Here is a 24894-nt window from a genome sequence, read left to right as displayed (position 1 = left end):
AAACCTCAGAAATTGATCATGTGGCCGGCGATGCCGTGGATTGCTTCCTTCACGGCCTCGCCCAGGGTCGGGTGGGCGTGGACGTTGCGGGCGACCTCGTGGACCGTGAGGTCCCACTGCTGGGCCAGGGTCAGCTCGGGCAGCAGCTCGGTGACGTCGGGGCCGATCAGGTGGGCGCCGACGATCTCGCCGTACTTGGCGTCGGCGACGATCTTCACGAAGCCGGTCGAGTCGCCGAGGCCGTGCGCCTTGCCGTTCGCCATGAACGGGAACTTGGCGACCTTGACGTCGTAGCCCTTCTCGCGGGCCTGCGCCTCGGTGTAGCCGAAGCTGGCGATCTGCGGCTGGCAGTAGGTCGCGCGCGGGATCATCGCGTAGTCGAGCTCCATCGTCTCGGCGTCGGCGATGGTCTCGGCGGCGATGACGCCCATGGCCTCGGCGGTGTGCGCGAGCATCAGCTTCGCGGTGACGTCGCCGATGGCGTAGATGTGCGGCACGGAGGTGCGGGCGCGGCCGTCGACCTCGATCGCGCCGCGCTCGGTGAGGGCGACGCCGGTGTTCTCCAGGCCGTAGCCGGAGACGTTCGGCGCGAAGCCGATGGCCTGCAGGACCTTGTCGGCCTCCAGGACCTTCTGCGAGCCGTCCTTGGCGGTGACGGTGACGCGGACCTGCGGGCCGGACTCGTCGATCGCGTCGACGCGGGTGGAGGTAAGGACGTCGATGCCGAGCTTGCGGTACTGCTTCGCGAGCTCCTTGGACACCTCCTCGTCCTCCAGCGGGGCCATCCGGTCGAGGAACTCGACGATGGTGACCTTGGTGCCGTAGCTGTTCAGGACGTACGCGAACTCGATGCCGATCGCGCCGGCGCCCGCGATGACGATGGACTGCGGGGCGTCCTCGGCGAGGATCTGCTGCTCGTAGGAGACGACGCGGTCGCTGAGGGCGGTGCCGGGCAGCAGACGCGGGGTGGCGCCCGTGGCGATGATGCAGTTGTCGAAGGTGATCGTCTGCGTCGTGCCGTCCGACTTCGCCACCTGGAGGGTGTGCGCGTCGAGGAAGGTGCCGCGGCCGTCGAACTCGGTGATGCCGTTCTTCTTCATCAGGAAGTGGACGCCCTTGACGCGGCCGTCCGCGACCGTGCGGCTGCGGCGGAACGCCTCGCCGTAGTCGAAGGAGACCGTGCCGTCGACCTTGATGCCGAAGGTCTTCGCCTCGTGGGTGAAGATGTGGGCGAGCTCGGCGTTGCGCAGCAGCGCCTTGGTGGGGATGCAGCCGACGTTCAGGCAGACACCGCCCCAGTACTTCTCCTCGACGACCGCGACCCGCTTGCCCAGCTGGGCGGCGCGGATGGCGGCGACGTAGCCGCCGGGGCCAGCTCCGAGTACGACGACGTCGAAGCGGTCTGACATGACTGACTCCCGAGGTGGTGAGGGTGTTCGGTCCGCGTACGAGTCCAGGTGCCCCCGTACGAGGCAACAGTAGTCCGGCCCTCCTGCCCGGGCCGGGCGGGCCGGGGCAGGAGGGCCGGGGCGGGAGAGCCTGGGCAGGAGGGCCTGGGCAGGAGGGCCTGGTGACGGGCGCCGGGTGGCGGGCCGGGGCCAGGACGGCGGGCCGGGTGCCGGGAGTCGGTGCCGGCGGTCCCGGGTGCCCGCTACTCCTCGCCCGCCAGGGTCAGCGTGCGCAGCTTGCGGCCGGCGAACCAGGTCGCGCCGACCGTGACGGCGGCCAGCAGTGTGACCGCCGTCGGCAGGGACACGTCGGAGCTGATCAGGCTGTCGCCGGTGACCTTCTCGGCCAGCGCCAGCGCCCACTGCTGGACGCTGAGGGTGCGGGCGCCCTCGATGAGGGAGCCGAACAGGGTCTCCCACACCAGGGCGTAGACCAGGCCGATCACCACGGCGTGCCGGCTGACCGTGCCGAGCAGCAGGAACAGCGCGCTGTACGCGATGGAGGCCACCAGGGCCGCCACCGTGTACGCCACGGCGACCTGCTGCCCGTTGCCGTTGAGGACGAAGCCGGCGATCAGCGTGGGCACGGCCGAGAAGACCATCGTCACGGCGATGGCGACGATCAGCTTGGTGAAGATGATCTCGGGCCGCTTCACGGGCTTGGAGAGGAGGTAGACGATCGATCCGTCGTCGATCTCCGGTCCGATCGCGCCGGTGCCGGCGATCACGCCGATCAGCGGCACCATGGTGGCGAGCGCGAAGCCGCCGAGGACGTCGGCCGCGACCTGGTCGTCGGCTCCGTTGAAGGCGCGGACGGCGGCGGCGATCAGGATGAGCAGCGCGGGCAGCGCGAAGAGGATCAGCGCCCGCCGGCGGCCGAGGAGGGCCCGGTAGGTGAGCCGGGCGACGGTGGGGTTGTACATCGGTCAGGCTCCTTTCAGGCCGCTACGAGATACGAGAAGACGGATTCGAGGGACTCGTCCGAGGGCGAGACCGTGAGCAGCCGGATGCCGCGCTCCTTGGCGACCTTCGGCAGCAGTTCGGTGAACCGGCCGAAGTCCACGGCCTGGATGCGCAGTCCGCCCTCGGCGCCGTGCTCGACCTCGATGCCGGCCGTGGACGGGTCGGCGATCAGCGCGGCGGCCAGTGCCCGGTCGTCGCTGGAGCGGACGAGATAGCGGTGCGGGCGGTCGGTCATCAGCCGGCGGATGCGGCGGAAGTCGCCGGAGGCCGCGTGCCGTCCGGCGACGATCACCTCGATGTGGGAGGCGAGTTGCTCGACCTCCTCCAGGATGTGCGAGGAGAACAGCACGGTGCGTCCGTCGGCGCCCATGCGGCGCAGCAGGTCCATCAACTGCATGCGCTGGCGCGGGTCCATGCCGTTGAAGGGCTCGTCGAGCAGCAGCACCGACGGCTCGTGGACGAGGGCCGAGGCCATCTTCACGCGCTGCCGCATGCCCTTGCTGTACGTGGAGATCTTGCGGTCCTGCGCGTACTCCATCTCCACCGTGGCGAGGGCCCGTTGGGCCTCCGCGTCGCCGAGGCCCTGCAACTCGGCGTTGGCGACGACGAATTCGCGTCCGGTGAGGAAGTCGTACATCGCCTCGCGCTCGGGGACGACACCGATCTGCCGGTAGACCGACTCGTTGCGCCAGATCGCCGCGCCGTCGAGGGTGACGGTGCCGGTCGAGGGCGAGAGGAAGCCGCCCATCATGTTGATCAGGGTCGACTTCCCGGCGCCGTTGGGGCCCAGGAGGCCGGTGACGCCCGGGCCGACGGTCATGGTGACGTCGTTGACGGCCACGACGTTGCCGAACCAGCGCGAGGCGTGGTCGACGGTAAGAGTGCTCATCGGCGCGGCCCGTTCTGTGGAGAGGTGGTGGTGGGCGACGGGAGGGCGGCCATCACAGCCCGACCTTTCGGTAGCGGCGCATCAGCACGGCGTACGAGCCGGCGATGAGCGCGAGGACGACCAGCAGATGGACCACGCCGGCCGCGGTGCCGGTCGCCGCGGCCTCCCCGCCCGGCGCCTGGGTGGGCGCGCCGAGGAAGGCGTCCTGCACGCCGCCGATGAGGGTGATCGGCGAGAACAGGCCGATCCACTTGACGGCGCCGACGTTCTCCGTGCCGTACGCGATGCCCTGGAGGGTGGTGACCGCACCGTAGGAGATCACCAGGACGGCGATGACGGCGGCGACGCCGAAGCCGCGGCGCGGCGTGAGGGCCGCCATGACGAGGCCGATGCCGCCGAACAGCAGCGACAGCAGCGCCACCGAGACGAGTCCCTGACCGAACATCTGCGTCTGCTCCCAGAAGTCCATCTTGGCGAGCAGCGAGCCGATCCAGAGGATCAGCAGCGGGGAGGCCGTGAGCAGGAACAGCGCCGAGGCCATCGCCCCGTACTTCGCGAGGACGTAGTCCGCGCGCTCGATCGGGCGGGCGAAGTACAGCGGCACGGTCCGGAAGCGCAGGTCGCGCGAGACGGACTGCGGGGCCTGGGACGCCACGTAGATGGCGATGACCATCTGGAGGAAGACCGCGTACTGCGTGTACTCGATCGACAGCTTCGAGGCCTTGGTGACCACGGCGACCGCGACGATGATCAGCGCGGGCACGCACATCACCGCGAACAGCAGCATCGGCAGCACCTTGGACTTGGCGCTGCGGCCGAGACCGTACGCGCCGCGCAGCGACTGCGAGAACAGCGCCTGGCGGGCGGCGGCGCGGCCGAGCCGCGGTCCGTCGTAGCTGCGGTAGCCGATGTTGTGGATCCGGCTGTCCTCGGGGGCCTGGACGGGCCCGGGGGCCTGGGTGCTCATCGCGCCGGCACCTCCTCCTGCTGCTGCGTCGTGAAGACCTCGGCGATGTGGTGGCGGCGCTGCTCCATGCGCACCAGGCCGAGGCCGAGGCCGGCGACGGTGTCGCGGACGAGGTCGTAGGTCTCCTCGCCGGAGGCCTCCAGGAGCAGGATGTGCCCGGCGCCCGGCAGGCCGTCCTCCACGCCCGGGTGCAGGGCGACGCCGGCGGCGGTGAGGGCCGCGCGCAGCGCCTCCGTGCCGTCGGGGTGGGCGTCGGAGTCGGTGACCTCGACCGCGAGGGTCGTGGTGGAGCGGGTGAAGTCGCTGGTGGAGCTGGAGCGGAGCAGCCGGCCGCCGTCGATGACGACGACGTGGTCGCAGGTGCGCTCCAGCTCGCCGAGCAGGTGCGAGGTGACCAGGACCGAGATGCCGAAGTCCGTCCAGACCCGGCGGATGAGGCCGAGCATGTCGTCGCGGCCGACCGGGTCGAGTCCGTTGGTCGGCTCGTCGAGCAGGACCAGCTGCGGGTCGTGCACCAGCGCCTGCGCGAGCTTCACGCGCTGCTTCATGCCGGTCGAGTAGCCGCCCATCGGGCGGTAGCGCTCCTCGTACAGGCCGACGTGGCGCAGGGTGTCCGCGGTCCGCTCGCGGGCGGCGGTGGCGGGCAGGCCGGACATGCGTGCCATGTGGACGACGAACTCGGTGGCCGAGACGTCGGGCGGCAGGCAGTCGTGCTCCGGCATGTAGCCGACGCGCTCACGGATCTGCGGGCCGGAGGTCGCGACGTCGAGTCCGAGGACTTCGGCGCGGCCCTCCGTGGCCGGGGACAGACCCAGGAGGATCTTGATCATGGTGGACTTGCCGGCTCCGTTGGCACCCACCAGTCCGGTCACACCGGGCCCGATGTCCAGGGAGAGCCGGTCGAGAGCGGTCACCCGGGGGAACCGCTTGCTGAGGCTTTCGGTCGCGATCACAGTCACGCCTACGACGGTAGTGGCGTGGGCCACAGCAGTCGTCAGCCCAACGGCTCGGTCCGTGTCCGACTCCAGATGTACGAACCCGTAAGGGAGCCGCGACCAAGGTCTCGTTTTCCCCAGGCCCGTGCACACCTCTTGACGCAGCCGCCGCGCATTGTCACATTCATCGATGGCAAGTTACGGACGCGTAGCGCAGTCGGGCGCTCACACGGGACGGGCGGGTGGCCATGACATCGGCAGGTACGGCAGTGACGCGCGAACTCACCGCGGAGCTGCGCGGGTTCAGAGACGTCCAGCGGCTCGCGTACGCGTGCGCAGAGGCCGTCGCGGCGCAGCTCAGGCCGGGTGTGACCGAGCGCGAGGCGGCGCGGATGCAGCGCGAGTGGCTGTACGCGCGGGGGGTGCGGGACTGGTTCCACCGGCCCTTCGCCTGGTTCGGGGACCGCACGGCCTTCGTCGGCTTCAAGGTCCCGCTCCAGTTCTTCCCGACGAACCGGCGGCTCGAGCCCGGCATGCCGTTCATCCTCGACATGGCCCCGGTCCACCGCGGCCACACGGCGGACGTCGGCTACTCGGGCTGCCTGGGCCTCAACCCGGTCCACGACAAGCTGCTCGCCGACCTGAGGGAGCACCGCGAGCTGATCCTGCGCGAGGTGCGCGAGCGCCGCCCGCTGCGCGAGATCTACCAGGACGTGGACCGGCTCATGGTCCGCCAGGGATACGCGAACCGGCACCGGGCCTATCCGTTCGGCGTGATCGCCCACAAGATCGACCGGGTGAAGGAGCGCCGCTGGTCGCCGACGCTGTTCGGCTTCGGCACCCAGGCGCTCAAGGGCCTGGCGAGCGACGCCCTGCACGGCCACCGCGAGGGCTGGTCGCCGCTGTGGTCCCCGTACACGTTCTCCGACCACCCGCCCCGGCCGGGCCTGTGGGCGGTCGAACCGCACCTCGGTTTCCGGGGGACGGGCGCGAAGTTCGAGGAGATCCTGGTCGTCACCGACTCCCGGGACCCCGAGCAGAGCGCGTTCTGGCTGGACGACGACCTGCCGCACGTGCGGCGCTGGAACGAGGAAGGGACGGCGGCCTGATGGCGGGCAAGACCGGGGAGACGGTGACGGGGACGAAGAGGGGCCCGGCGACGGCTGCGGGCCTCGACGGGGCCCGGGAGCGCCGGGTCCGCACGGGCGGGATCGAGCTGTGCGTGGCCGAGCTGGGCGACCCGAGCCGCCCGACGGTGCTGCTCGTGCACGGCTACCCGGACTCCAAGGAGGTCTGGTCGGAGGTCGCCCGACGGCTCGCCGACCGCTTCCACGTGGTGCTGTACGACGTCCGGGGCCACGGCCGGTCGACCGCGCCGGTCCCGCTCCGGGGCGGCTTCACCCTGGAGAAGCTGACCGACGACTTCCTGGCCGTCGCGGACGCGGTCAGCCCGGACCGGCCGGTCCACCTCGTCGGGCACGACTGGGGCTCGGTGCAGTCCTGGGAGTTCGTGACGGTGCCGCGCGCCGAGGGCCGGATCGCGTCCTTCACCTCGATGTCCGGACCGTCGCTCGACCACTTCGGGCACTGGATCAAGAGCCGGATGACCCGGCCCACCCCGCGCCGCGTCGGCCAGCTCCTCGGCCAGGGCGCCAAGTCCTGGTACGTGTACCTGCTGCACACACCCGTGCTGCCCGAGCTCGCCTGGCGCGGGCCGCTCGGAAAGCGCTGGCCGCGGCTCCTGGAGCGGCTGGAGCGCGTTCCCGCCGGCGACTACCCGACGTCCTCCCTGCCGAGCGACGCGGCGCACGGCGCCTGGCTCTACCGGGACAACGTCCGCTCCCGGCTGGCCCGGCCGCGGGCCGACGCCTTCGCGCACGCGCCCGTGCAGCTGATCACGCCCACGGGCGACGCCTTCCTGTCAGAGCGGCTCTACGACGACCTGGCCCACTGGGTGCCGGACCTGACCCGGCGCACCCTGCCCGCCAAGCACTGGGTGCCGCGCACGCGTCCCGATCAACTGGCGGCCTGGATAGCCGAGTTCGTCGAGGCGAACGAGGACCCGGCGGCCCGGGCGGCGAAGCCGGCCGCCGCGGGCACGGTCCGTCCCGCGTACGCGGAGCGGTTCGGCGGCCGGCTGGTCCTGGTGACCGGCGCGGCCAGCGGCATCGGCCGCGCCACCACGTTCGCCTTCGCGGAGGCCGGCGCCCGGGTCGTGGCGGTGGACCGGGACGCCGAGGGCGCGGCCCGTACGGCGGAGATGTCCCGGCTCATCGGCGCGCCCGAGGCGTGGGCGGAGACCGTCGACGTCGCGGACGAGCAGGCGATGGAGAAGCTCGCCGCGAGGGTCGCGAGCGAGTACGGCGTGGTGGACGTGCTGGTCAACAACGCCGGCATCGGGCTGACCGGTGCGTTCCTGGACACCACGAGCGAGGAGTGGAAGCGGGTCCTCGACGTCAACCTGTGGGGCGTGATCCACGGCTGCCGCGTCTTCGGGGCGCAGATGGCCGAGCGCGGCCAGGGCGGCCACATCGTCAACACGGCCTCGGCGGCGGCCTTCCAGCCGTCCCGCGCGCTGCCCGCGTACAGCACCTCGAAGGCGGCGGTGCTGATGCTGAGCGAGTGCCTGCGGGCCGAGCTGGCGGAACAGGGGATCGGCGTCTCGGCGATCTGCCCGGGCATCGTGAACACCGGCATCACGTCGACCGCGCGGTTCGCCGGGGTGACGGACCCCGCCGAGGAGAAGCGGCGGCAGCAGAAGGTCTCGCGGCTCTACGGACTGCGCAACTACCCGCCGGAGAAGGTCGCGGACGCGATCCTGCGCGCGGTGCTCCGCGACGAGGCGGTCGTCCCGGTCACGCCGGAGGCCCGCGGCGCCCACCTGCTGTCCCGGCTCTCCCCGCGCATGCTGCGTGCCCTGGCCCGGGTGAAGCCCCCGGCGTAGGGGGCGGGATCGGCCCGGTCCGGGCGGGACCGCCGCGACGGGCCCGGGCCGGACCGCCGCGACGGGCGCGGGCGGGGCCGGCGGGGCCCGGGCGGGGCGGGCGGGGGGCGGGTCGTACGATCCCTCGACGGCGAGAGGAGCGAGTGGTGGGAGCGGGATTGTCCGAGCAGTCGGCGTCGGCACAGCCGGAGTACCGGATCGAGGACCTGGCCCATCACAGCGGGGCCACCGTCCGGACCATCCGCGCCTACCAGGACCGCGGTCTGTTGCCCCGCCCGGAGCGCCGCGGCCGGTCGAACGTGTACGGGGACACCCATCTGGCCCGGCTGCGGCAGATCGCGGACCTGCTCGACCGCGGCTACACCCTGGCCTCCATCAAGGAGCTCCTGGAGGCCTGGGACGCCGGGCGCGGGCTCGGCGGCGTACTCGGTCTGGTCGCCGAGGTCGACGGCCCGTGGACGGACGAGGAGGCCGACCGGATCTCCCGCGCCGAGCTGGACGCCCGCTTCGGCGGCACTCCCGACGAGGACGCCGTCCGCGAGGCGATCGAGCTCGGCGTGCTGGAGCGCATCCCGGACCGGGACACCGAGGAGTACCTCGTCCCCAGCCCCCAAGAGCTCGCCGTGGCCGCCGAGTTGTACGCGGCCGGCGTCCCGCTCTCCGCGATCACCGGTCATCTGAGGGAACTTCGGGGCCAGGTCGAGCACATCGCCGCCCGTTTCCTGGAGTTCACCGCCGAGCACGTCTTCGCCCGCTATCTGGAGCACCGGCCTCCGACGGAGGCCGAAGCGGCCGAGGCGACGACCCTGGTGCGCCGGCTCCGGCCGCTCGCGCAGCAGACGGTCGACGCCGAACTGGCCCGCGCCATGCGGATCTTCGCGAACCGGCACCTCCAGTACCACCTGTCGCCCGACGCGGCCGTCCTCGGCGAACGCGAGCCGCGCTCGGTGCCCCTGCCTCCCGAGACGATTCGCGCCGTGGAGCGGCTCGTTGGCCAAGAAAACGTGGCGGCTTTCGTCACGGCGGCGGCGGAACGAGAGGTACAGACAAGGACATTGGATACACTTGCCTCAAATACCGCTCATGATGACCAAGTCGGCCAATAGCCGCGACATCTCTGCCCAGTTGTCCACAAGATCGCCAACTAGCCTGTGGATAAACCCACTTGGCTGTGGACCAAACCCACGGCTTCAATGGATCCATGAATGACGAGAAACGCACGCCGGACGAGAGACGCACCGTGCGCGTGTCGAAATACCTCTCGAAGCATCTCCGGCACCAGCCCGAACGCATCGGCCTCGTCCTCGACCCGCACGGCTGGACCGAGATCGACGCGCTCCTCGAGGCCGCCGCCGGCCACGGCTTCCCGATCACCCGCGCCGAGCTCGACCACGTGGTCGCGTCCAACGACAAGAAGCGCTTCGCGGTCGACGGCACCCGGATCCGCGCCAGCCAGGGCCACACCGTCCCGGTCGACCTCGACCTGCCGCCCGCCGAACCGCCCGCGTACCTCTACCACGGTACGGTCGCCGCCCGGCTCCCCGCCATCCGGACCGAGGGCCTGCGCCCCATGGCCCGCCACCACGTGCACCTCTCCCCCGACCGGGAGACCGCCACCCGGGTCGGCGCCCGCCGCGGCCGTCCCGTGGTGCTGAGCGTCGACGCCGGCGCCATGCACCGGGCCGGCCACGTCTTCCACGTCAGCGCCAACGGCGTCTGGCTCACCGCCGCGGTGCCCCCGCGGTACATCCGCTTCCCCGTCTGACCCCGGCCACGCCCCCTCACCCCATGACCCGCCCACCGCGCCGACCGCGGCGGCCGGCCCATGTGCCGAACCCGGCATCGGCGGCGAGGAGGAGCCGCGCTGGTTGATCATCCACAGGGGGCACGTAACGCAGCCGGAGCAGAGAGCCTTTCGCCCGCACCCGGCAAGACGTCAGCGCTGCTTCCCCCGCTCGTGGGACGAACCGGTGGTGTCCGCGGGGCGCACGGCGGCATGGAGCTGCGCAAGCAGGTGCGCCGCCCGTGCGGTGAGGACCTGGGCGCGCTCGGCGTCCGGGGTCACGCTGTGGAAGACCAGCGCGAGCATGATCGAGGTGTCCAGCCGGTACAGCAGGACCGCCGGAGTGTCCAGGCTCGGGGGCGGGCCCCATGGAGTGTCAGCCCGTGCTCGGTGGCGACGGAGCGGGCCACGGCCTCCGTGTCCACAGCCGTCTCGAGAGGCGTTCCCCTGGTCATCGGGCGCCCTCCGTGTGCTCACTGGACAGCCGGGCCGGCCCCTTCACTCCATCGGTGCTGCCCTCCCGGTCCCGGGCGATTTCCCCAAGTCATGCATACAGAGCGCGACTTGGGATGCTCCGATTGCTCCGATTGCTCCGATGTCAGCTCAGCCGAGTTCGGCGACGGCCTCGGTGGCGATCCGTTCGAAGACAGCCTGGTCGGCGGCGAAGTCCGAGTCCGGGATCGGCCAGTGGATCACGATCTCGGTGAAGCCGAGCTCCTGGTGGCGGCCGGCGAAGTCGACGAAGGCGTCCAGGGACTCCAGCGGCCGTCCCCGGTCCGGCGTGAAGCCGGTCAGCAGGATCTTGTCCAGCTCGGCCACGTCCCGGCCGATGTCCGCGCATGCCTTGCCGAGCTTCTCGACCTGGCCGCGCAGGGCCGACACCGACTGCTCCGGGGTCCCCTCCTCGTACAGCTTCGGGTCGCCGGTCGTCACCCAGGCCTGCCCGTGGCGGGCCGCGAGCTTCAGCCCGCGCGGCCCCGTCGCCGCGACCGCGAACGGCAGCCGGGGCCGCTGGACGCAGCCGGGGATGTTCCGGGCCTCGTCCGCCGAGTAGAAGGTCCCGCGGTGGGTGACGGACTCCTCGGTGAGGAGCCGGTCGAGCAGCGGCACGAACTCGCCGAACCGGTCGGCCCGTTCCCTGGGAGTCCAGGCCTCCTGGCCCAGCACGGTGGCGTCGAAGCCGTTGCCGCCGGCCCCGATGCCGAGAGTGATCCGCCCTCCGGAGACGTCGTCGAGCGAGATGAGTTCCTTGGCCAGCGTCACGGGGTGCCTGAAGTTGGGCGACGTGACGAGAGTACCCAGACGCATACTCTGCGTTGCTGTCGCCGCCGCCGTCAGCGTGGGGATCGCACCGAACCACGGCCCGTCCCGGAAGCTCCGCCAGGAGAGATGGTCGTACGTGTACGCGGCGTGGAAGCCGAGTTCCTCGGCCCGCCGCCAGATCTTCTGTCCCTCGCTCCACCGGTGGGTGGGGAGGATCACCGTGCCCAGACGCATGACCTCGACGATACGCGGACCTCCGCTGTCACGGATATGCCGAGTCGAGAAGCTCGGCAAGGCGTGCGCGGACATCGGCCGGGACGCGACGGAATCGGACAAGATCCTTCCGACCGGGCTCCACGACGGAGAACAACACCGTCCCGCGCTCGCTCGACGCCTCCGTCGACCTCGCCGGCCGGCACCAGGAGCTCGGCTTCACCGAGATCGTCGTCCACTGGCCCATCCCCGACTCCGAGTTCGCCGCCGACCAGGGCGTCTTCGGGGAGATCGCCACGGAGGCGCTCTCCCAGCCCGGCGGACGCCCTCCGGCGGGCCCCCGCCCCCCACCGGTCCGCCCCACCGGCCACACTGGTCCTCACCGGCGCACCCGTCACACCGAGACGCTGACGCGGGGCGCACATCCGGTCACTCAGATGTGCGCCCCCTCGCACGCCCGTGCACGAAGTGCGGAAGAATGGTGCGGTGACCTCTCCTCGCTCCGAGCTCTCCGAAGCCCCGGCCATCCGGCTGATCGCCACCGATCTCGACGGCACCCTGCTGCGGGACGACAAGTCCGTGTCGGAGCGCACCGTCGCCGCGCTCGCCGCCGCCGAGCGGGCCGGCATCGAGGTCTTCTTCGTCACCGGCCGTCCGGCCCGCTGGATGGACGTCGTCAGCGCCCACGTCCACGGCCACGGGCTCGCCATCTGCGCCAACGGCGCCGCGGTCGTCGACCTGCACTCCGGCGGAACCTTCCTGGAGGTACGGCCCCTGGAGCGCCCGGTCGCCCTCGACGTCGTCCAGGCCCTGCGCGCCGCCGCCCCCGGCACCAGCTTCGCCGTCGAACTCACCACCGGCATCCACTACGAGCCGGAGTACCCGCCCTTCTTCCTCGACCCCGGCGCCACCGTCGCCACCGCCGAGAAGCTGCTCTTCGAGGAGACGCCGGGCGCCGCGGCGCCCGTCCTGAAGCTGCTCGCCCAGCACCCGGAGCTCGACCCGGACGCCTTCCTCGCCACCGCCCGCGAGGCCGCCGGCCACCTGGCGTCCTTCACCCGCTCCAGCCCGACCGCGCTCATCGAGATCAGCGGCCTCGGTGTCTCCAAGGCCTCCACCCTGGCGCACTGCTGCGCCGAGCGCGGCATCACGCCCGCCGAGGTCGCGGCCTTCGGCGACATGCCGAACGACATCGAGATGCTGAGCTGGGCGGGCCGCTCCTTCGCCATGGGCAACGCCCACCCGGACGTGATCGCCGCCGCCTCCGGCCGTACCACCGGGAACAACGAGGACGGGGTGGCCGTCGTCATCGAGCGCCTGGTCGCCGAGACCGAGGCCGAGGCCGGGTCCGCACGCCCCCGCTGACACCGGCCCGGCCCCGGACGAGGCTGCACGTCCCCGCTGGCACCGGCCCCGCCCCGGACGAGGCCGGACGCCCCCGCTGGCACCGGCCCCGCCCCGGACGAGGCCCAGCGCACCCCTGACACCGGCCCGTCGGCCCCCTACAGCGGGGCCTCCCACATCACCGTCGTGCCGCCGCCGGCCTCGCCGATGCCCGGGGCGCACCAGCTCGCGCCGCCGAGCGACTCGGCGCGGCGGGCCAGGTTGCGCAGTCCGCTGCGGCGGCCGCCCTCGGGAATGCCGACGCCGTCGTCCGCGACGGAGAGCCGCACGCCCCGGGTGCCGTCCGGGAGGGTCACGGTGGCGTCCACGACCACCTCGATCCGGGTGGCCCCGGCGTGCCGGAAGGCGTTCGACAGCGCCTCGCGCAGCGCGGCGATCAGGTTCTTGCCCGTGAGCTCGCCGACCGTCGCGTCGATCGCCCCGACGAAGCGGTGGGACGGTGCGAAACCGAGCGGCACGGCCGCCATGTTGATCTCCCGCAGCACCCGGGTGCGCAGTCCCGAGGGCGCCTCCGCGGGCCCCTGCTGGAGCGCGAAGATCGCGGTGCGGATCTCCTGGATGGTGACGTCCAGCTCGTCCACCGCCTTGCCGACGCCCTCCTGCACGGCCGGGACGACCGACCTGCGCTGGGCGCTCTCCAGCATCATCCCGGTGGCGAAGAGCCGCTGGATGACCAGGTCGTGCAGGTCACGGGCGATCCGGTCGCGGTCCTCGTAGACCGCGAGCCGCTCCCGGTCGCGCTGCGCCTCGGCCATCATCAGGGCCAGCGCCGCCTGCGAGGCGAACTGCGTGGCCAGCGTCCGCTCGGCCTCCGTGAACTGCCGCTCGCCACGGGCCCGCGGGGTCGCCAGGGCGCCCAGCACCCGTCCGCCGCTCTGCAGCGGCAGCAGCATCGACGGCCCGTACTCGGCGGCCTGCTTGTGCACCATGCGCGGGTCGGTCGAGGCGTCCGTGATGAACACCGCCTCGCCCTCCATCAGCTGCTCCACCACCGCGCTCTCGGGCGGGATCACCAGGCCGAGCGACCGGTCCGCGCGGGGTGCGGAGACCGCGACGACCTCCAGGCCGCCCTCCTCGGCCGGCAGCAGCACGATGCCGGCGGCCGCGTCGGCGAGCCGGCGGGCCTGCTCGGCGACCACCGAGAGCGCGTCGTCGGCGTCGCCGCCGGACAGCAGGGCGGTGGTCACGGCGACCGAGCCGTCGATCCACCGTTCGCGCTGCCGTGCGGCCTCGTAGAGCCGGGCGTTGCCGATGGCGATGCCGGCCTCCGTGGCGAGCACCCGGACCATGTGGACGTCGTACTCGGTGAACTCGCCGCCGCCGTTCTTCTCGGCGAGGTAGAGGTTGCCGAAGATCTCGCCCTGGACCCGGATGGGGACGCCGAGGAACGTCTTCATCGGCGGATGGCCGGGCGGGAAGCCGGCCGCGCGCGGATCCGCCGACAGGTCGGCGAGCCGGATCGTCTGCGGCTCGCGGATGAGCGCCCCGAGCAGCCCCGCGTGCCCGTCCGGCCGACGCCCGATCCGGCGGGCGGTCTCCTCCCCGACGCCGTGGGTGACGAAGTCGGAAAGCCCGTCGCCCTCCTCGTCCACGACGCCGATGGCGGCGTAGCGGGCGTCGGCGAGCTCCGCCGCGGTCTCGCAGATCCGGTCGAGCGTGGAGTGCAGTTCGAGGCCGGTGCCGACCGAACGCATCGCTTCCAGGAGCTGCGGCACCCGTGCGGTGAGCTCGGTGGACAGTCCGTGCAGGCTGCGCGTGGCCTGGGTCGCGGCTTCGAGCGGGTCCACGGAGGCGGGCGGTTCCGGGGCGTCGGGCACGGCGGCGGTCATGGGCTGAGCCTAGTTAGTCCTTTTTGGAGAGAAAAGTCGGGTGCTGTGGGGGCGGTCCGCCACGGGGGCGCCGGTGTGGACCGGTCAGCCGGCGCCCCCAGGGGATCCGGTGTGGCCCGGTCAGCCGGCGCCCCCAGGGGTTCCGGTGCCGACCCGTCCGCCGGCGCCCGCGGGAGCGAGCAGCAGATCGGACGCCCGCTCCTGCTCCAGCATCCGCCGGAGCGGCCCCTCGGCCGCCGCGAGTTCGGCGTACGGCCCGCGCTGCACGGTGCGGCCGCGGTCCAGGACCACCACCTCGTCGACGGCGTCGAGCCCGCGCAGCCGGTGGGTGATCAGGACGGTGGTGCGGCCCTCCGTGACCCGCAGCAGGTCGTCGGTGAGCGCGTCGGCCGTCGCCAGGTCCAGGTGCTCGGCCGGCTCGTCGAGGACCAGCACCGGGAAGTCCGCGAGCAGCGCGCGGGCCAGCGCGAGCCGCTGCCGCTGGCCGCCGGAGAGCCGCGAGCCGTGCTCGCCGACGAGCGTGTCGAGTCCCTCGGGCAGCGCGGCCACCCAGTCGAGGAGCCGGGCCCGGCGCAGCGCCTCGCGCAGCTCCTCGTCGCTCGCGCCGGTCCTGGCGAGCCGCAGGTTCTCGCGGAGCGTGCTGTCGAAGAGGTGGGCGTCCTGCGCGCACAGCCCGACGAGCCGGCGGACGTCGTCGCCGTCGAGGTCCGCCGCGGGCGTCCCGCCGATCCGGTACGTGCCGGACTCGGCGTCCAGGAACCGCAGCAGCACCTGCGCCAGCGTCGTCTTGCCGGACCCGGAGGCGCCGACCACGGCGACCCGGCGGCCGGCCTCCAGGGTGAGCCCGAAGTCCACGAGCGCGGGCCGGTCCTGCCCGGCGTGCCGCGCCGACAGCCCGGCCACCTCCAGCGGGAACGGCTCGGCCGGGGGAGCGGCGGGCACCTCCGGCTCGTGTACGGGGACGGGCGCGTCGAGCACGTCGAAGACCCGCTCGGCGCTGCGCCGCACCCGCTGCCGGTACTGGACGGCGAGCGGCAGTCCGGTGACCGCCTCGAAGGCCGCGAGCGGCGTGAGCACGACGACCGCGAGCGCGACCCCGTCCAGGCGCCCGTCCCGGACGCCCTGCACCCCGACGAGCGCGGCAGCGACGACGGTCAGGCCGCATACCAGGGCGGAGAGACCGGCCCCGAACGCCGCAGCGGCGGATTGCCGGGACGCGATGCCGGTGAGGGTGCGGTCGGCCGCCCCGGCGCGCTCGACCCGGCCCTTCAGGGCCCCGGCCACGGTGAGTTCGGCGCAGCCGCGCAGCAGGTCGACGACGGCGGTGGTCAGCGCGCCGCGCGCGGGCGCCAGCTGCCGCTCGGCCCGCCGGGCGAGCGCGCCCCCGGCCACCGGCACGACGACCCCGGCGACCAGCAGGCCCACGGCGAGCACGGCACCGGCCTCGGGCAGCAGCCAGGTGAGGAACCCGGCGGATCCGGCGCCCACCACGAGCGCGGCACCCGCGGGCAGCAGCCAGCGCAGCCAGTAGTCCTGGAGGGCGTCGACGTCCTGCACGAGCCGGGCCAGCAGATCGCCCTGCCGGGTGCGGCGCAGCCCCGCCGGCGCGATCCGCTCCAGACGTCGGTAGACGGCGACCCGCAGGTCGGCAAGCATCCGCAGCACGGCGTCGTGCGAGACCAGCCGCTCCGCGTAGCGGAACACGGCCCGGCCGATGCCGAAGGCGCGGGTCGCGGTGACGGCGACCATCAGGTAGAGCACGGGCGGCTGTTCGGACGCCCGCGAGATGAGCCATCCGGACACGGCCATGAGCCCGACGGCCGACCCGAGCGCCAGGCTTCCGAGCAGCAGGGCCAGCCCCATCCGCCCTCGCAGCCGCCCGGCCATGGCCCGCACGCGGGCGAAGTCGTCCCCGGCGGCGGGGTCGCGGTCCGCGCCGTTCTCCCGTACGGTCCCGCGCCCGGGCGCCTGGTCCCGTACGTCCGGAACGTCGTCGGTCCCGGGCCGTGCGCCCCGCGCCCCGGCGGCCCCGTCCCCGGCCGGAGCCGTACCGACGGTCCCTGCCCCGTCCCCGGCCGGAGCCGTACCGACGGTCCCAGCCCCGTCCCCGGCGGGAAGGGGCGAGCCGTCCGGCAGCAGACCGGCCACGTGGGGGCCGGCCACGTGGGGGCCCGCCGCGGTGAGGGCGGGCGCGGCCGCGGCGACCGAGGCGGCGGCAGCGGTCCCGGCGGCGCCGGTGAGCTCGGGGTGGCCGTCCGCCGGAGCGAGGCGGACCACCCGGTCCGCGACGGCGAGCAGCGCCGGACGGTGGACGACCAGGAGGACGGTCCGGCCGGCGGAGAGGCGCCGGACGGCGTCGACGACGGCGGCCTCGGTCTCGCCGTCGAGCGCGGCGGTCGGCTCGTCGAGCAGCAGCAGCGGCCGGTCGGCCAGGAACGCCCGCGCCAGTGCGAGCCGCTGCCGCTGGCCCGCCGAGAGCCCGGCACCGTCCTCGCCCAGCAGGGTGTCGGCGCCGTCCGGCAGTTCGGCGACGAAGCCGTCGGCGCCCGCGTCCCGCAGGGCCTGCAGCACGTCCGCGTCGGAGGCGTCCGGGCGGGCCAGACGCACGTTCTCGGCGATCGTCCCGGCGAAGAGGTACGGCCGCTGCGGCACCCAGGCGATCCGGGAGCGCCATTCCTCCAGGTCGAGCGAGGCGAGATCCACCCCTCCGACCCGCACCCCGCCGACCCGCACCCCGCCGGCCGCGGCGCCCGCGGCTCCGCCCGCCGTTCCGGCTTCCGCGCCGCCGGCCGCGCCGCCGTCGGCACCGCGATCCACCCGGCCCTCCGCGTCACCTTCCGGGGTCGCGAAGCCCAGCACCACGTCGAGCAGCGTGGACTTGCCGACGCCACTCGGACCGACCAGGGCCACGGTCTCGCCCGGCTCGACGGTGAGCGAGGCGGCGTCCAGGGACGGTGCGGCCCGGCCCGGGTGACGCACCGTCACCCGGTCGAGCTCGAGCCGTACGGACGCGGGCACCGGCCCCGTACCGCCGGCCGGCAGCGGGCTCTCCAGGACCTCGAAGATCTCCTCGGCGGCGGCGAGCCCCTCGGCCGCCGCGTGGTACTGCGTGCCCACCTGCCGCAGCGGAAGGTACGCCTCGGGCGCCAGGATCAGAATGACGAGACCGGTGTACAGGTCGAGGCCGCCGTGCACGAGCCGCATGCCGATGCCGACCGCGACCAGCGCGACCGACAGCGTCGAGAGCAGCTCCAGGGCGAAGGAGGAGAGGAACGCGATCCGCAGCGTCCGCATGGTCGCCCGCCGGTAGTCGGCGGTGATCGCCCGGATGTTCTCGGCCTGGGCCTTCGCCCGGCCGAAGACCTTGAGGGTGGGAAGCCCGGCGACCACGTCGAGGAAGTGCCCCGAGAGCCGGGACAGCAGCTTCCACTGGCGGTCCATCCGGGCCTGGGTGTACCAGCCGATGAGGATCATGAAGACCGGGATGAGCGGCAGCGTCACCACGATGACCGCCGCCGAGATCCAGTCCTCGGTGACGATCCGGGCGAGCACCGCCACCGGCACCACGACCGCGAGCCCCAGCTGGGGCAGATAGCGGGCGAAGTAGTCGTCCAGGGCGTCCACGCCCCGGGTCGCGAGCGCCGCCAGCGAACCGGCCCGCTGCCCGCCGAGCCATCCCGGACCGAGCAGCGCCGCCCGCTGGAGCAGCCGGCCGCGCAGCTCGGACTTGACCGCCGCGCTCGCGCGGTGGGCGGCGAGCTCGGTGAGCCAGGAGACCAGTCCCCGGCCCACCGCCACCGCGGCGAGCAGCAGCAGGGGCGTGGTGAGCCCGGAAACCGACAGATCCTTCTGGAAGGCCCCGACCACCACCTCGGCGATGAGCATCGCCTGGGCGACGATCAGCCCCGCCCCGACGAGGCCGAGTCCGACCACCGCCAGGAGGAAGAAGCGGGTGGCCCGGGCGTAACGCAGCAGTCGTGGATCGATCGGTTTCACGTGAAACATGCTCCCCTGCTGAGCGACGGCTAGTGTGCCGCTTCCGCGATGTGCTGCGTGCCGATCCGCTTACGGAACACCCAGTAGGTCCAGCTCTGGTAGAGCAGCACCAGCGGAGTGGCGATGGCCGCGCACCACGTCATGATCTTGAGCGTGTACGGGCTCGACGAGGCGTTGGTCACCGTCAGGTTCCACGCCGGGTCGAGCGACGACGGCATGACGTTCGGGAAGAGCGCCAGGAACAGCATGGCCACCGCGGCCGCGATCGTCACGCCCGAGAGCGCGAACGACCAGCCTTCGCGCCCGGCCCGGATCGCGCCGATCGCACCGACCAGGCACACCACCGCGACCAGCATCGCGGCCAGGCTCCAGCCGTCGCCCTTGTCCAGCTGGGTCCGGAGGAGGAAGCCGAGCGCGAGCACCGCCGTGAGCAGACCCAGCTTCAGCGCGAGCGCGCGCGCCCGGCCCCGGATGTCCCCGACCGTCTTGAGCGCCGTGAACACCGCGCCGTGGAAGGTGAACAGGGTCAGCGTGACCAGCCCGCCGAGGAGGGCGTACGGGTTGAGCAGGTCCCCGAAGCCACCCACGTACTCGAGGTTCCCGCCGACCTCCTGGATCTTCACCCCGTGCACGATGTTGCCGAAGGCCACGCCCCAGAGGAACGCGGGGACGAGGGAGGTCCAGAAGATGGCGTGCTCCCAGTTGCGCTGCCAGTTCTCCTCGGGCCGCTTCACCCGGTACTCGAAGGCGACACCGCGGACGATCAGGCAGACCAGGATGATCAGCAGCGGCAGGTAGAAGCCCGAGAAGAGGGTCGCGTACCACTCGGGGAAAGCGGCGAAGGTCGCCCCGCCCGCCGTGAGCAGCCACACCTCGTTGCCGTCCCAGACCGGGCCGATGGTGTTGATGAGCACCCGCTTCTCGGCCCGGTCGCGGGCGAGCAGCTTGGTGAGGACGCCGACCCCGAAGTCGAAGCCCTCGAGGAAGAAGTAGCCGATCCAGAGGACGGCGATGAGTACGAACCAGACGTCGTGGAGTTCCATGCCTCGATCTCCTGAGCCTCAGTACGAGAAGGCCATGGGCCGGTCGGGGTCACGGGTGTCCCCGCCGATCCTGGTGGGCGGATGGAGGTCGTCCTCGGTGAGTTCCGGCGGGCCGGCCTTCACGTACTTCACGAGCAGCCTGACCTCGATCACGGCGAGGACGGCGTAGAGCAGCGTGAAGACGGTCATCGAGGTCAGCACCTCGGCCTGGGAGACACCGGGGGAGACGGCGTCACGGGTGCGCAGCACCCCGTAGACGACCCAGGGCTGCCGGCCCATTTCGGTGAAGATCCAGCCCCAGGAGTTGGCGATCAGGGGGAAGGCCATGGTCCAGAGGGCGACGATCCAGTACCACCTGCCCAGACGGGGGCTGAGCGCCTTCCGCTTGAACAGGACCAGATGCGGCACCTCGTCCTCACCGGTCCGCAGCCCCGGCGCCAGCATGAACTTCTTGCGGGTCAGCCAGAGCCCGGCGACGCCGAGGGCGAGCGAGGCCATGCCGAAGCCGATCATCCAGCGGAAGCCCCAGTAGGCGACCGGGATGTTGGGCCGGTAGTCGCCGGGACCGAACCTCTCCTGCTCGGCCTTGTTGATGTCGTTGATGCCGGGCACGTGCGAGCTGAAGTCGTCGTTGGCGAGGAAGGACAGCAGGCCCGGGATCTCGATGGCGACCTTGTTGTGGCCCTTGTCGACGTCGCCGTAGGCGAAGACGGAGAACGGGGCCGGCGCCTCGCCGTCCCACAGGGCCTCGGCCGCGGCCATCTTCATGGGCTGCTGCTTGAACATGACCTTGCCGAGCAGGTCACCGCTGACGGCGGTGCCGAGACCGGCGATGATCAGGGTGATCAGGCCGAGCCGCAGCGAGGTGCGCATCACCGGAACGTGCTTCTTGCGCGCCAGGTGGAAGGCCGAGATGCCGACCATGAAGGCGCCGCCGACCAGGAAGGCCGCCGTCATGGTGTGGAAGAACTGGGTGAGGGCGGTGTTCTGGGTGAGCACCTGCCAGAAGTCGGTGAGCTCGGCCCGCCCCCGCTCGGCGTTGATCCGGTAGCCGACCGGGTGCTGCATCCAGGAGTTGGCCGCGAGGATGAAGTACGCGGACAGGACGGTGCCGATCGACACCATCCAGATGCAGGCGAGGTGGATCCTCTTCGGCAGCTTGTCCCAGCCGAAGATCCACAGTCCGATGAAGGTCGACTCGAAGAAGAACGCGATCAGCGCCTCGAAGGCCAGGGGCGCACCGAAGATGTCACCGACGAACCGCGAGTAGTCGGACCAGTTCATGCCGAACTGGAACTCCTGCACGATGCCGGTGACGACGCCCATCGCGATGTTGATCAGGAAGAGCTTGCCCCAGAACTTCGTGGCCCTGAGGTACTTCTCCTTCTCCGTGCGCACCCAGGCCGTCTGAAGGCCGGCGGTGAGCGCGGCGAGGGAGATCGTCAGCGGAACGAACAGGAAGTGGTAGACGGTCGTGATACCGAACTGCCAGCGCGCCAGAGTCTCCGGCGCCAACGCTAGATCCACGTCGTCTCTCCTTACATCGCCGTGGCACATCGGCAGTTTGCCCCGCTGTTCCCACCCATTACGGGAGGAACGGGACGCGCTTGTGAACGCGTTCACATTCACAAGCATTATTGCTCATACGAAATCCGTATCTAAAGGGGGGGTGCCTGTACCGAAGGTCACACCTTCCCAAGGCCTTCAACATATTGTTGAATCCCGGGCATGACCCTTCGGATACGCGTCTCCTGGCCCGCCGGCCACACCACCGCCACCATCGACGAAACCCCCACGAGCACGGCGCTCGTGGGGGCTCTCCCGATCGCCTCCACCGCCCGGACGTGGGGCGAGGAGGTCTACTTCGACACTCCGGTCTCCGTCGCCGTCGAGTCCGGCGCCCGGCAGGTCGTCGCACCGGGCACGGTCGCCTTCTGGACGGAGGGCGACGCGCTCGCCCTCCCCTACGGCCCCACACCCATCTCGCGCGGCGGCGAGCCGCGGCTCGCGAGCCCGTGCAACATCCTGGGCGTGCTGGACGGCGACCCGCGGATCCTGGCCACCGTCAGGGACGGCGACCCGATCCGCGTGGAACTCGTCGACGAACCGTCTTCCTGACGGACTACGCCTCCTTGCGGAAGCCCTCCGCCGCCTTCAGGAACAGGTCGTTCGCCTCGCACTCACCGATCGTGACGCGGACGCCCTCCCCCGCGAACGGCCGCACCACCACGCCGTGCCGCTCGCACTCCGCCGCGAAGTCCATGGTCCGCTCGCCGAGCCGCAGCCAGACGAAGTTCGCCTGGGTGTCCGGCACGGTCCAGCCCTGGGCCACGAGCCCCGCATGGACCCGCTCGCGCTCGGTCACCAGCGAGCCGACCCGCCCGAGCAGCTCGTCCTCCGCCCGCAGCGAGGCCACCGCCGCGTCCTGCGCGAGCTGGCTCACGCCGAACGGCACCGCCGTCTTGCGCAGCGCCGCGGCCACCGGCTCGTGGGCGACCGCGAAGCCCACCCGCAGGCCGGCCAGGCCGTACGCCTTGGAGAAGGTGCGCAGCACCGCCACGTTCGGCCGGTCGCGGTAGAGCTCGATGCCGTCCGGGATGTCCGTGTCGCGGACGAACTCCCGGTACGCCTCGTCGATCACCACGAGGACGTCGGAGGGCACCCGGTCCAGGAAGCGCTCCAGCTCCGCGCGGCGCACCGCCGTGCCCGTGGGGTTGTTCGGGTTGCAGACGAAGATCAGCCGGGTCCGGTCGGTGATCGCCGCCGCCATCGCGTCGAGGTCGTGCACCTCGCCGTCGGTCAGCGGCACCTGCACCGAGGTGGCCCCGCTGATCTGCGTGATGATCGGGTACGCCTCGAAGGAGCGCCAGGCGTAGATCACCTCGTCGCCCGGGCCGGAGGTGGCCTGGAGCAGGGACTGCGCCACGCCGACCGAGCCGGTGCCGGTGGCCAGGTGGGAGACGGGCACGCCGAAGCGGGCGGCGAGCTCCTCCATCAGTCCGGTGCAGGCCATGTCCGGGTAGCGGTTGAAGTTCGCGCCGGCGGCCAGCACGCGCTCCATCACGCCGGGCAGCGGCGGGTAGGGGTTCTCGTTGGAGGACAGCTTGAAGGCGACCGGGCCGCCCGCCGCGGCCGGCTTGCCCGGCTTGTAGGTGGGGACGCCGTCCAGCACGGCGCGCAGCCTGGGGCCCGTGCTCGTCCCGCTGGTCCCGCTGGTCTCGCTCACTCTGGTCCTCCTCGACCTTCCGTACCGCCAATACTCCTCACCTTATGAGGATTCGGCTCGTCTGCGAATGGGCTGTGGACAACTGTGCCGCGATCGGTATCCGACACAGGGGGAGCGCGCCCAGGGGTGGCGCGCGCCGGTGGCGAGCGCCGTGGCGCGCATCCCCCGTAGAGGTGAGTTGAGACCTCTTCGAGACCTCGCACCCTCACCAGGCGCATGGGCACGGAGGACCGCAGCTCTTATGGCCCTGACCTGAACTTCCTTTACTTCCAAGGCATTTCCCTGTTGTCGATCATGCAGAAACGTGCCTGTCAACGCGTGCATATGCGACCGGCCCAACCCACCCCCATCGCCCTACTATCGGCTCGCCATGACAGCAGCAGGGAAGCACCAGGTGAGCCGGGCACAGACCCGGGGAAGCCGGCAGGGCCGGGCGGGCATCCGGGACGTGGCCGCCGCCGCCGGGGTCTCCATCACGACTGTCTCCGACGCGCTCAACGGCAAGGGCCGGCTCCCGGACGCCACCCGCCGTCACGTCCGCGAGGTCGCCGACAGACTGGGCTACCGCCCGTCCGCGGCGGCCCGAACCCTCCGTACCGGCAAGTCGGGACTCATCGGCCTGACCGTGACCACGTACGGGGATGAACCTTTCACCTTCACCGAATTCGCGTACTTCGCGGAGATGGCGAGGGCCGCGACCTCCGCAGCGCTCGCCCGCGGCTACGCCCTCGTCATCCTGCCCGCCACATCCCGCCATGACGTCTGGTCCAACGTCGCCCTCGACGGAACCGTCGTCATCGACCCCTCCGACCACGACCCGGTCGTCACCGAGCTGGTCCGGCAGGGGCTGCCCGTCGTCTCCGACGGCCGCCCCGCCGGCACCCTCCCGGTCACCGCCTGGGTCGACAACGACCACGAGGCGGCCGTCCTCGACCTGCTCGACCACCTCGCCGCCGCCGGCGCCCGCCGGATCGGTCTGCTCACCGGAACCACCACCGACACCTACACCCGGCTCTCCACCACCGCGTACCTCAACTGGTGCGAGCGGGTCGGCCAGGACCCCGTCTACGAGGCCTACCCCGCGCACGACCCCTGTGCGGGCGCCGTCGCAGCCGACCGGCTGCTCGCCCGACCCGACCGGCCCGACGCCGTGTACGGGCTCTTCGACCCCAACGGCACCGACCTGCTCGCGGCGGCGCGCCGCTACGGGCTGCGGGTGCCGGACGACCTGCTGCTCGTCTGCTGCAGCGAGTCGACCGTCTACGCCAACACCGAACCGCCGATCACGACCCTCTCGCTCAAACCGCGCCGGATCGGCACCGCCGTCGTCCAGCTCCTCATCGACGCGATCGAGGGGATCGAGACGGACGGACCCGTCGAGCGGGTGATACCGACGGAACTCATCGTCCGCACCTCCTCACAGCGACGCTCGCCCCGGACGACGGTGAGCCCGCCGCGCTCTCCCTCGAAGGACTGAACCTGGAGAGCGTGCCCGGGGCACGCGGGTCCGGACGCAGGTCCGGACCCGCGCGTCCGGGCCGGGGGACCCGAGGGGTGGACCAGGGGGCGAGAGGTGCGGGGCGGGGGCCGCATCTCTGAGGACGGGCAGGGCCAAACCTCCGGGCGGCCCTGCCCGTTCCCTGGCCTGGACCTTCCCAATTCGGGCGAATCAACCGGAGAACCCGGAGTGGACCCGGATTCACCACCCCTGGTGCGTCACACAGGAGGAACCTCATTCCTATGATGGGCGGACGACACCGCGGACCACCACGACCAGGCCGGTCCGCGATGTGCAGGGCATCGCGACGGTGGTGGAGGGGTCGATGACACAGGGGGCCGGACAGGAACCCGTGGTGCGCACGGCGACGTTGCGTGACTTCCGCGTACCTCCGTACGCGCGGGTGCCCGTCCAGGGGCAGGCGCCCGAGCCGTTCCCGACCGAGGTGCCCGACGCCCCGGCGCCTCCCACCGCCCCGGCACCGCACGCCGCA

19 protein-coding genes and 1 pseudogene are annotated in these 24894 nt (G+C 72.1%); 8 read left to right on the top strand and 12 right to left on the bottom strand.

The features are described from left to right. Positions 1-5: 5 nt before the first annotated feature. From lpdA to ESG85_RS00485, 5 genes are all read right to left on the bottom strand, one after another. Positions 6-1409 carry a dihydrolipoyl dehydrogenase gene (gene lpdA / locus ESG85_RS00505; RefSeq protein ID WP_128975997.1) on the bottom strand — a complete coding sequence of 468 codons (1404 nt, stop codon included), beginning with the start codon at positions 1407-1409 and terminating at the stop codon, positions 6-8. Positions 1410-1651: 242 nt separating this feature from the next. Further along, a complete protein-coding gene (locus ESG85_RS00500) occupies positions 1652-2371 on the bottom strand; it encodes an ABC transporter permease (protein WP_128975996.1) in 720 nt (239 codons plus the stop codon). Positions 2372-2385: 14 nt separating this feature from the next. Continuing rightward, positions 2386-3300, bottom strand: coding sequence for an ABC transporter ATP-binding protein (locus ESG85_RS00495; protein WP_128975995.1), 915 nt, complete (start codon positions 3298-3300; stop codon positions 2386-2388). A 52-nt stretch (positions 3301-3352) separates the two neighbouring features. Continuing rightward, positions 3353-4267: an ABC transporter permease gene (locus tag ESG85_RS00490; RefSeq protein ID WP_128975994.1), complete on the bottom strand. Its 915-nt coding sequence runs from the start codon at positions 4265-4267 to the stop codon at positions 3353-3355. Beyond that, positions 4264-5220 carry an ABC transporter ATP-binding protein gene (locus tag ESG85_RS00485; RefSeq protein ID WP_128976023.1) on the bottom strand — a complete coding sequence of 319 codons (957 nt, stop codon included), beginning with the start codon at positions 5218-5220 and terminating at the stop codon, positions 4264-4266. The genes ESG85_RS00490 and ESG85_RS00485 overlap by 4 nt, the downstream gene beginning before the upstream one ends. A gap of 230 nt (positions 5221-5450) precedes the next feature. Between ESG85_RS00485 and ESG85_RS00480 the strand changes: the two genes are divergently transcribed. The 4 genes from ESG85_RS00480 (at position 5451) to ESG85_RS00465 (ending at position 9911) form a co-directional block, all read left to right on the top strand. Next, positions 5451-6311, top strand: coding sequence for a M24 family metallopeptidase (locus tag ESG85_RS00480; protein WP_128975993.1), 861 nt, complete (start codon positions 5451-5453; stop codon positions 6309-6311). Beyond that, on the top strand, positions 6311-8146 hold the full coding sequence (locus ESG85_RS00475; protein WP_128975992.1) for an SDR family oxidoreductase: 1836 nt from the start codon (positions 6311-6313) through the stop codon (positions 8144-8146). Before ESG85_RS00480 ends, ESG85_RS00475 begins: the two co-directional genes overlap by 1 nt. A gap of 143 nt (positions 8147-8289) precedes the next feature. Beyond that, positions 8290-9252, top strand: a complete 963-nt coding sequence (locus tag ESG85_RS00470; RefSeq protein ID WP_425471128.1) for a MerR family transcriptional regulator — start codon at positions 8290-8292, stop codon at positions 9250-9252. Positions 9253-9347: 95 nt separating this feature from the next. After that, complete coding sequence (locus tag ESG85_RS00465; RefSeq protein WP_128975991.1) at positions 9348-9911, top strand: RNA 2'-phosphotransferase; 564 nt, start codon at positions 9348-9350, stop codon at positions 9909-9911. Positions 9912-10082: 171 nt separating this feature from the next. Here ESG85_RS00465 and ESG85_RS34790 read toward each other — a convergent pair whose 3' ends face one another. Both ESG85_RS34790 and ESG85_RS00460 read right to left on the bottom strand, forming a co-directional pair. Then, entirely contained in the window at positions 10083-10235 is a 153-nt protein-coding gene (locus ESG85_RS34790) for a hypothetical protein (protein WP_164986126.1), read from the bottom strand. 297 nt (positions 10236-10532) lie between these two features. Next, on the bottom strand, positions 10533-11426 hold the full coding sequence (locus ESG85_RS00460; RefSeq protein ID WP_128975990.1) for an LLM class flavin-dependent oxidoreductase: 894 nt from the start codon (positions 11424-11426) through the stop codon (positions 10533-10535). Between the two features lie 465 nt (positions 11427-11891). Between ESG85_RS00460 and ESG85_RS00455 the strand changes: the two genes are divergently transcribed. Beyond that, entirely contained in the window at positions 11892-12770 is an 879-nt protein-coding gene (locus ESG85_RS00455; protein ID WP_128975989.1) for an HAD family hydrolase, read from the top strand. 137 nt (positions 12771-12907) lie between these two features. Here the strand turns inward: ESG85_RS00455 and ESG85_RS00450 are convergent, their stop codons facing one another. From ESG85_RS00450 to ESG85_RS00435, 4 genes are all read right to left on the bottom strand, one after another. Then, on the bottom strand, positions 12908-14638 hold the full coding sequence (locus ESG85_RS00450) for a sensor histidine kinase (protein ID WP_128975988.1): 1731 nt from the start codon (positions 14636-14638) through the stop codon (positions 12908-12910). 120 nt (positions 14639-14758) lie between these two features. After that, the gene (gene cydD, locus ESG85_RS00445) at positions 14759-18634 is read right to left on the bottom strand and encodes a thiol reductant ABC exporter subunit CydD (protein WP_128975987.1); all 3876 of its coding nucleotides are present in this window, start codon (positions 18632-18634) and stop codon (positions 14759-14761) included. 29 nt (positions 18635-18663) lie between these two features. Continuing rightward, positions 18664-19677, bottom strand: a complete 1014-nt coding sequence (cydB, locus tag ESG85_RS00440; RefSeq protein ID WP_128975986.1) for a cytochrome d ubiquinol oxidase subunit II — start codon at positions 19675-19677, stop codon at positions 18664-18666. Positions 19678-19695: 18 nt separating this feature from the next. Continuing rightward, on the bottom strand, positions 19696-21204 hold the full coding sequence (locus ESG85_RS00435) for a cytochrome ubiquinol oxidase subunit I (protein WP_128975985.1): 1509 nt from the start codon (positions 21202-21204) through the stop codon (positions 19696-19698). Between the two features lie 201 nt (positions 21205-21405). Here ESG85_RS00435 and ESG85_RS00430 point away from each other — a divergent pair, with 201 nt between their 5' ends. Next, positions 21406-21795 (top strand): cyclophilin-like fold protein, encoded by a 390-nt coding sequence (locus ESG85_RS00430; RefSeq protein WP_128975984.1) that lies wholly within the window; start codon positions 21406-21408, stop codon positions 21793-21795. A gap of 4 nt (positions 21796-21799) precedes the next feature. On the opposite strand, the gene hisC is transcribed toward ESG85_RS00430, so the two are convergent. After that, positions 21800-22903, bottom strand: a complete 1104-nt coding sequence (gene hisC / locus ESG85_RS00425) for a histidinol-phosphate transaminase (RefSeq protein WP_128975983.1) — start codon at positions 22901-22903, stop codon at positions 21800-21802. A gap of 370 nt (positions 22904-23273) precedes the next feature. On the opposite strand from hisC, the gene ESG85_RS00420 reads away from it, so the two are divergent. Further along, on the top strand, positions 23274-24380 hold the full coding sequence (locus ESG85_RS00420; RefSeq protein ID WP_128975982.1) for a LacI family DNA-binding transcriptional regulator: 1107 nt from the start codon (positions 23274-23276) through the stop codon (positions 24378-24380). 331 nt (positions 24381-24711) lie between these two features. Next, positions 24712-24894 (top strand): annotated as a pseudogene (locus tag ESG85_RS35565) (serine/threonine protein phosphatase); the annotation flags it as partial.

Origin of the sequence: Streptomyces roseicoloratus (genome assembly GCF_004117935.1) — a bacterium.
GTDB lineage: Bacteria > Actinomycetota > Actinomycetes > Streptomycetales > Streptomycetaceae > Streptomyces > Streptomyces roseicoloratus.
The sequence above is the reverse complement of the archived record's forward strand: the minus strand, read 5'-3'. Positions and strand labels throughout refer to the sequence as shown.

Coding starts and splice junctions, on each gene's coding strand:
- ESG85_RS00450 (WP_128975988.1), bottom strand. CDS start 14,638: ATGACCGCCGCCGTGCCCGACGCCCCGGAACCGCCCGCCTCCGTGGAC.
- ESG85_RS00475 (WP_128975992.1), top strand. CDS start 6,311: ATGGCGGGCAAGACCGGGGAGACGGTGACGGGGACGAAGAGGGGCCCG.
- cydB (WP_128975986.1), bottom strand. CDS start 19,677: ATGGAACTCCACGACGTCTGGTTCGTACTCATCGCCGTCCTCTGGATC.
- ESG85_RS00490 (WP_128975994.1), bottom strand. CDS start 4,267: ATGAGCACCCAGGCCCCCGGGCCCGTCCAGGCCCCCGAGGACAGCCGG.
- ESG85_RS00480 (WP_128975993.1), top strand. CDS start 5,451: ATGACATCGGCAGGTACGGCAGTGACGCGCGAACTCACCGCGGAGCTG.
- ESG85_RS00495 (WP_128975995.1), bottom strand. CDS start 3,300: ATGAGCACTCTTACCGTCGACCACGCCTCGCGCTGGTTCGGCAACGTC.
- ESG85_RS34790 (WP_164986126.1), bottom strand. CDS start 10,235: ATGCTCGCGCTGGTCTTCCACAGCGTGACCCCGGACGCCGAGCGCGCC.
- ESG85_RS00500 (WP_128975996.1), bottom strand. CDS start 2,371: ATGTACAACCCCACCGTCGCCCGGCTCACCTACCGGGCCCTCCTCGGC.
- ESG85_RS00430 (WP_128975984.1), top strand. CDS start 21,406: ATGACCCTTCGGATACGCGTCTCCTGGCCCGCCGGCCACACCACCGCC.
- lpdA (WP_128975997.1), bottom strand. CDS start 1,409: ATGTCAGACCGCTTCGACGTCGTCGTACTCGGAGCTGGCCCCGGCGGC.
- ESG85_RS00460 (WP_128975990.1), bottom strand. CDS start 11,426: ATGCGTCTGGGCACGGTGATCCTCCCCACCCACCGGTGGAGCGAGGGA.
- ESG85_RS00420 (WP_128975982.1), top strand. CDS start 23,274: ATGACAGCAGCAGGGAAGCACCAGGTGAGCCGGGCACAGACCCGGGGA.
- ESG85_RS00465 (WP_128975991.1), top strand. CDS start 9,348: ATGAATGACGAGAAACGCACGCCGGACGAGAGACGCACCGTGCGCGTG.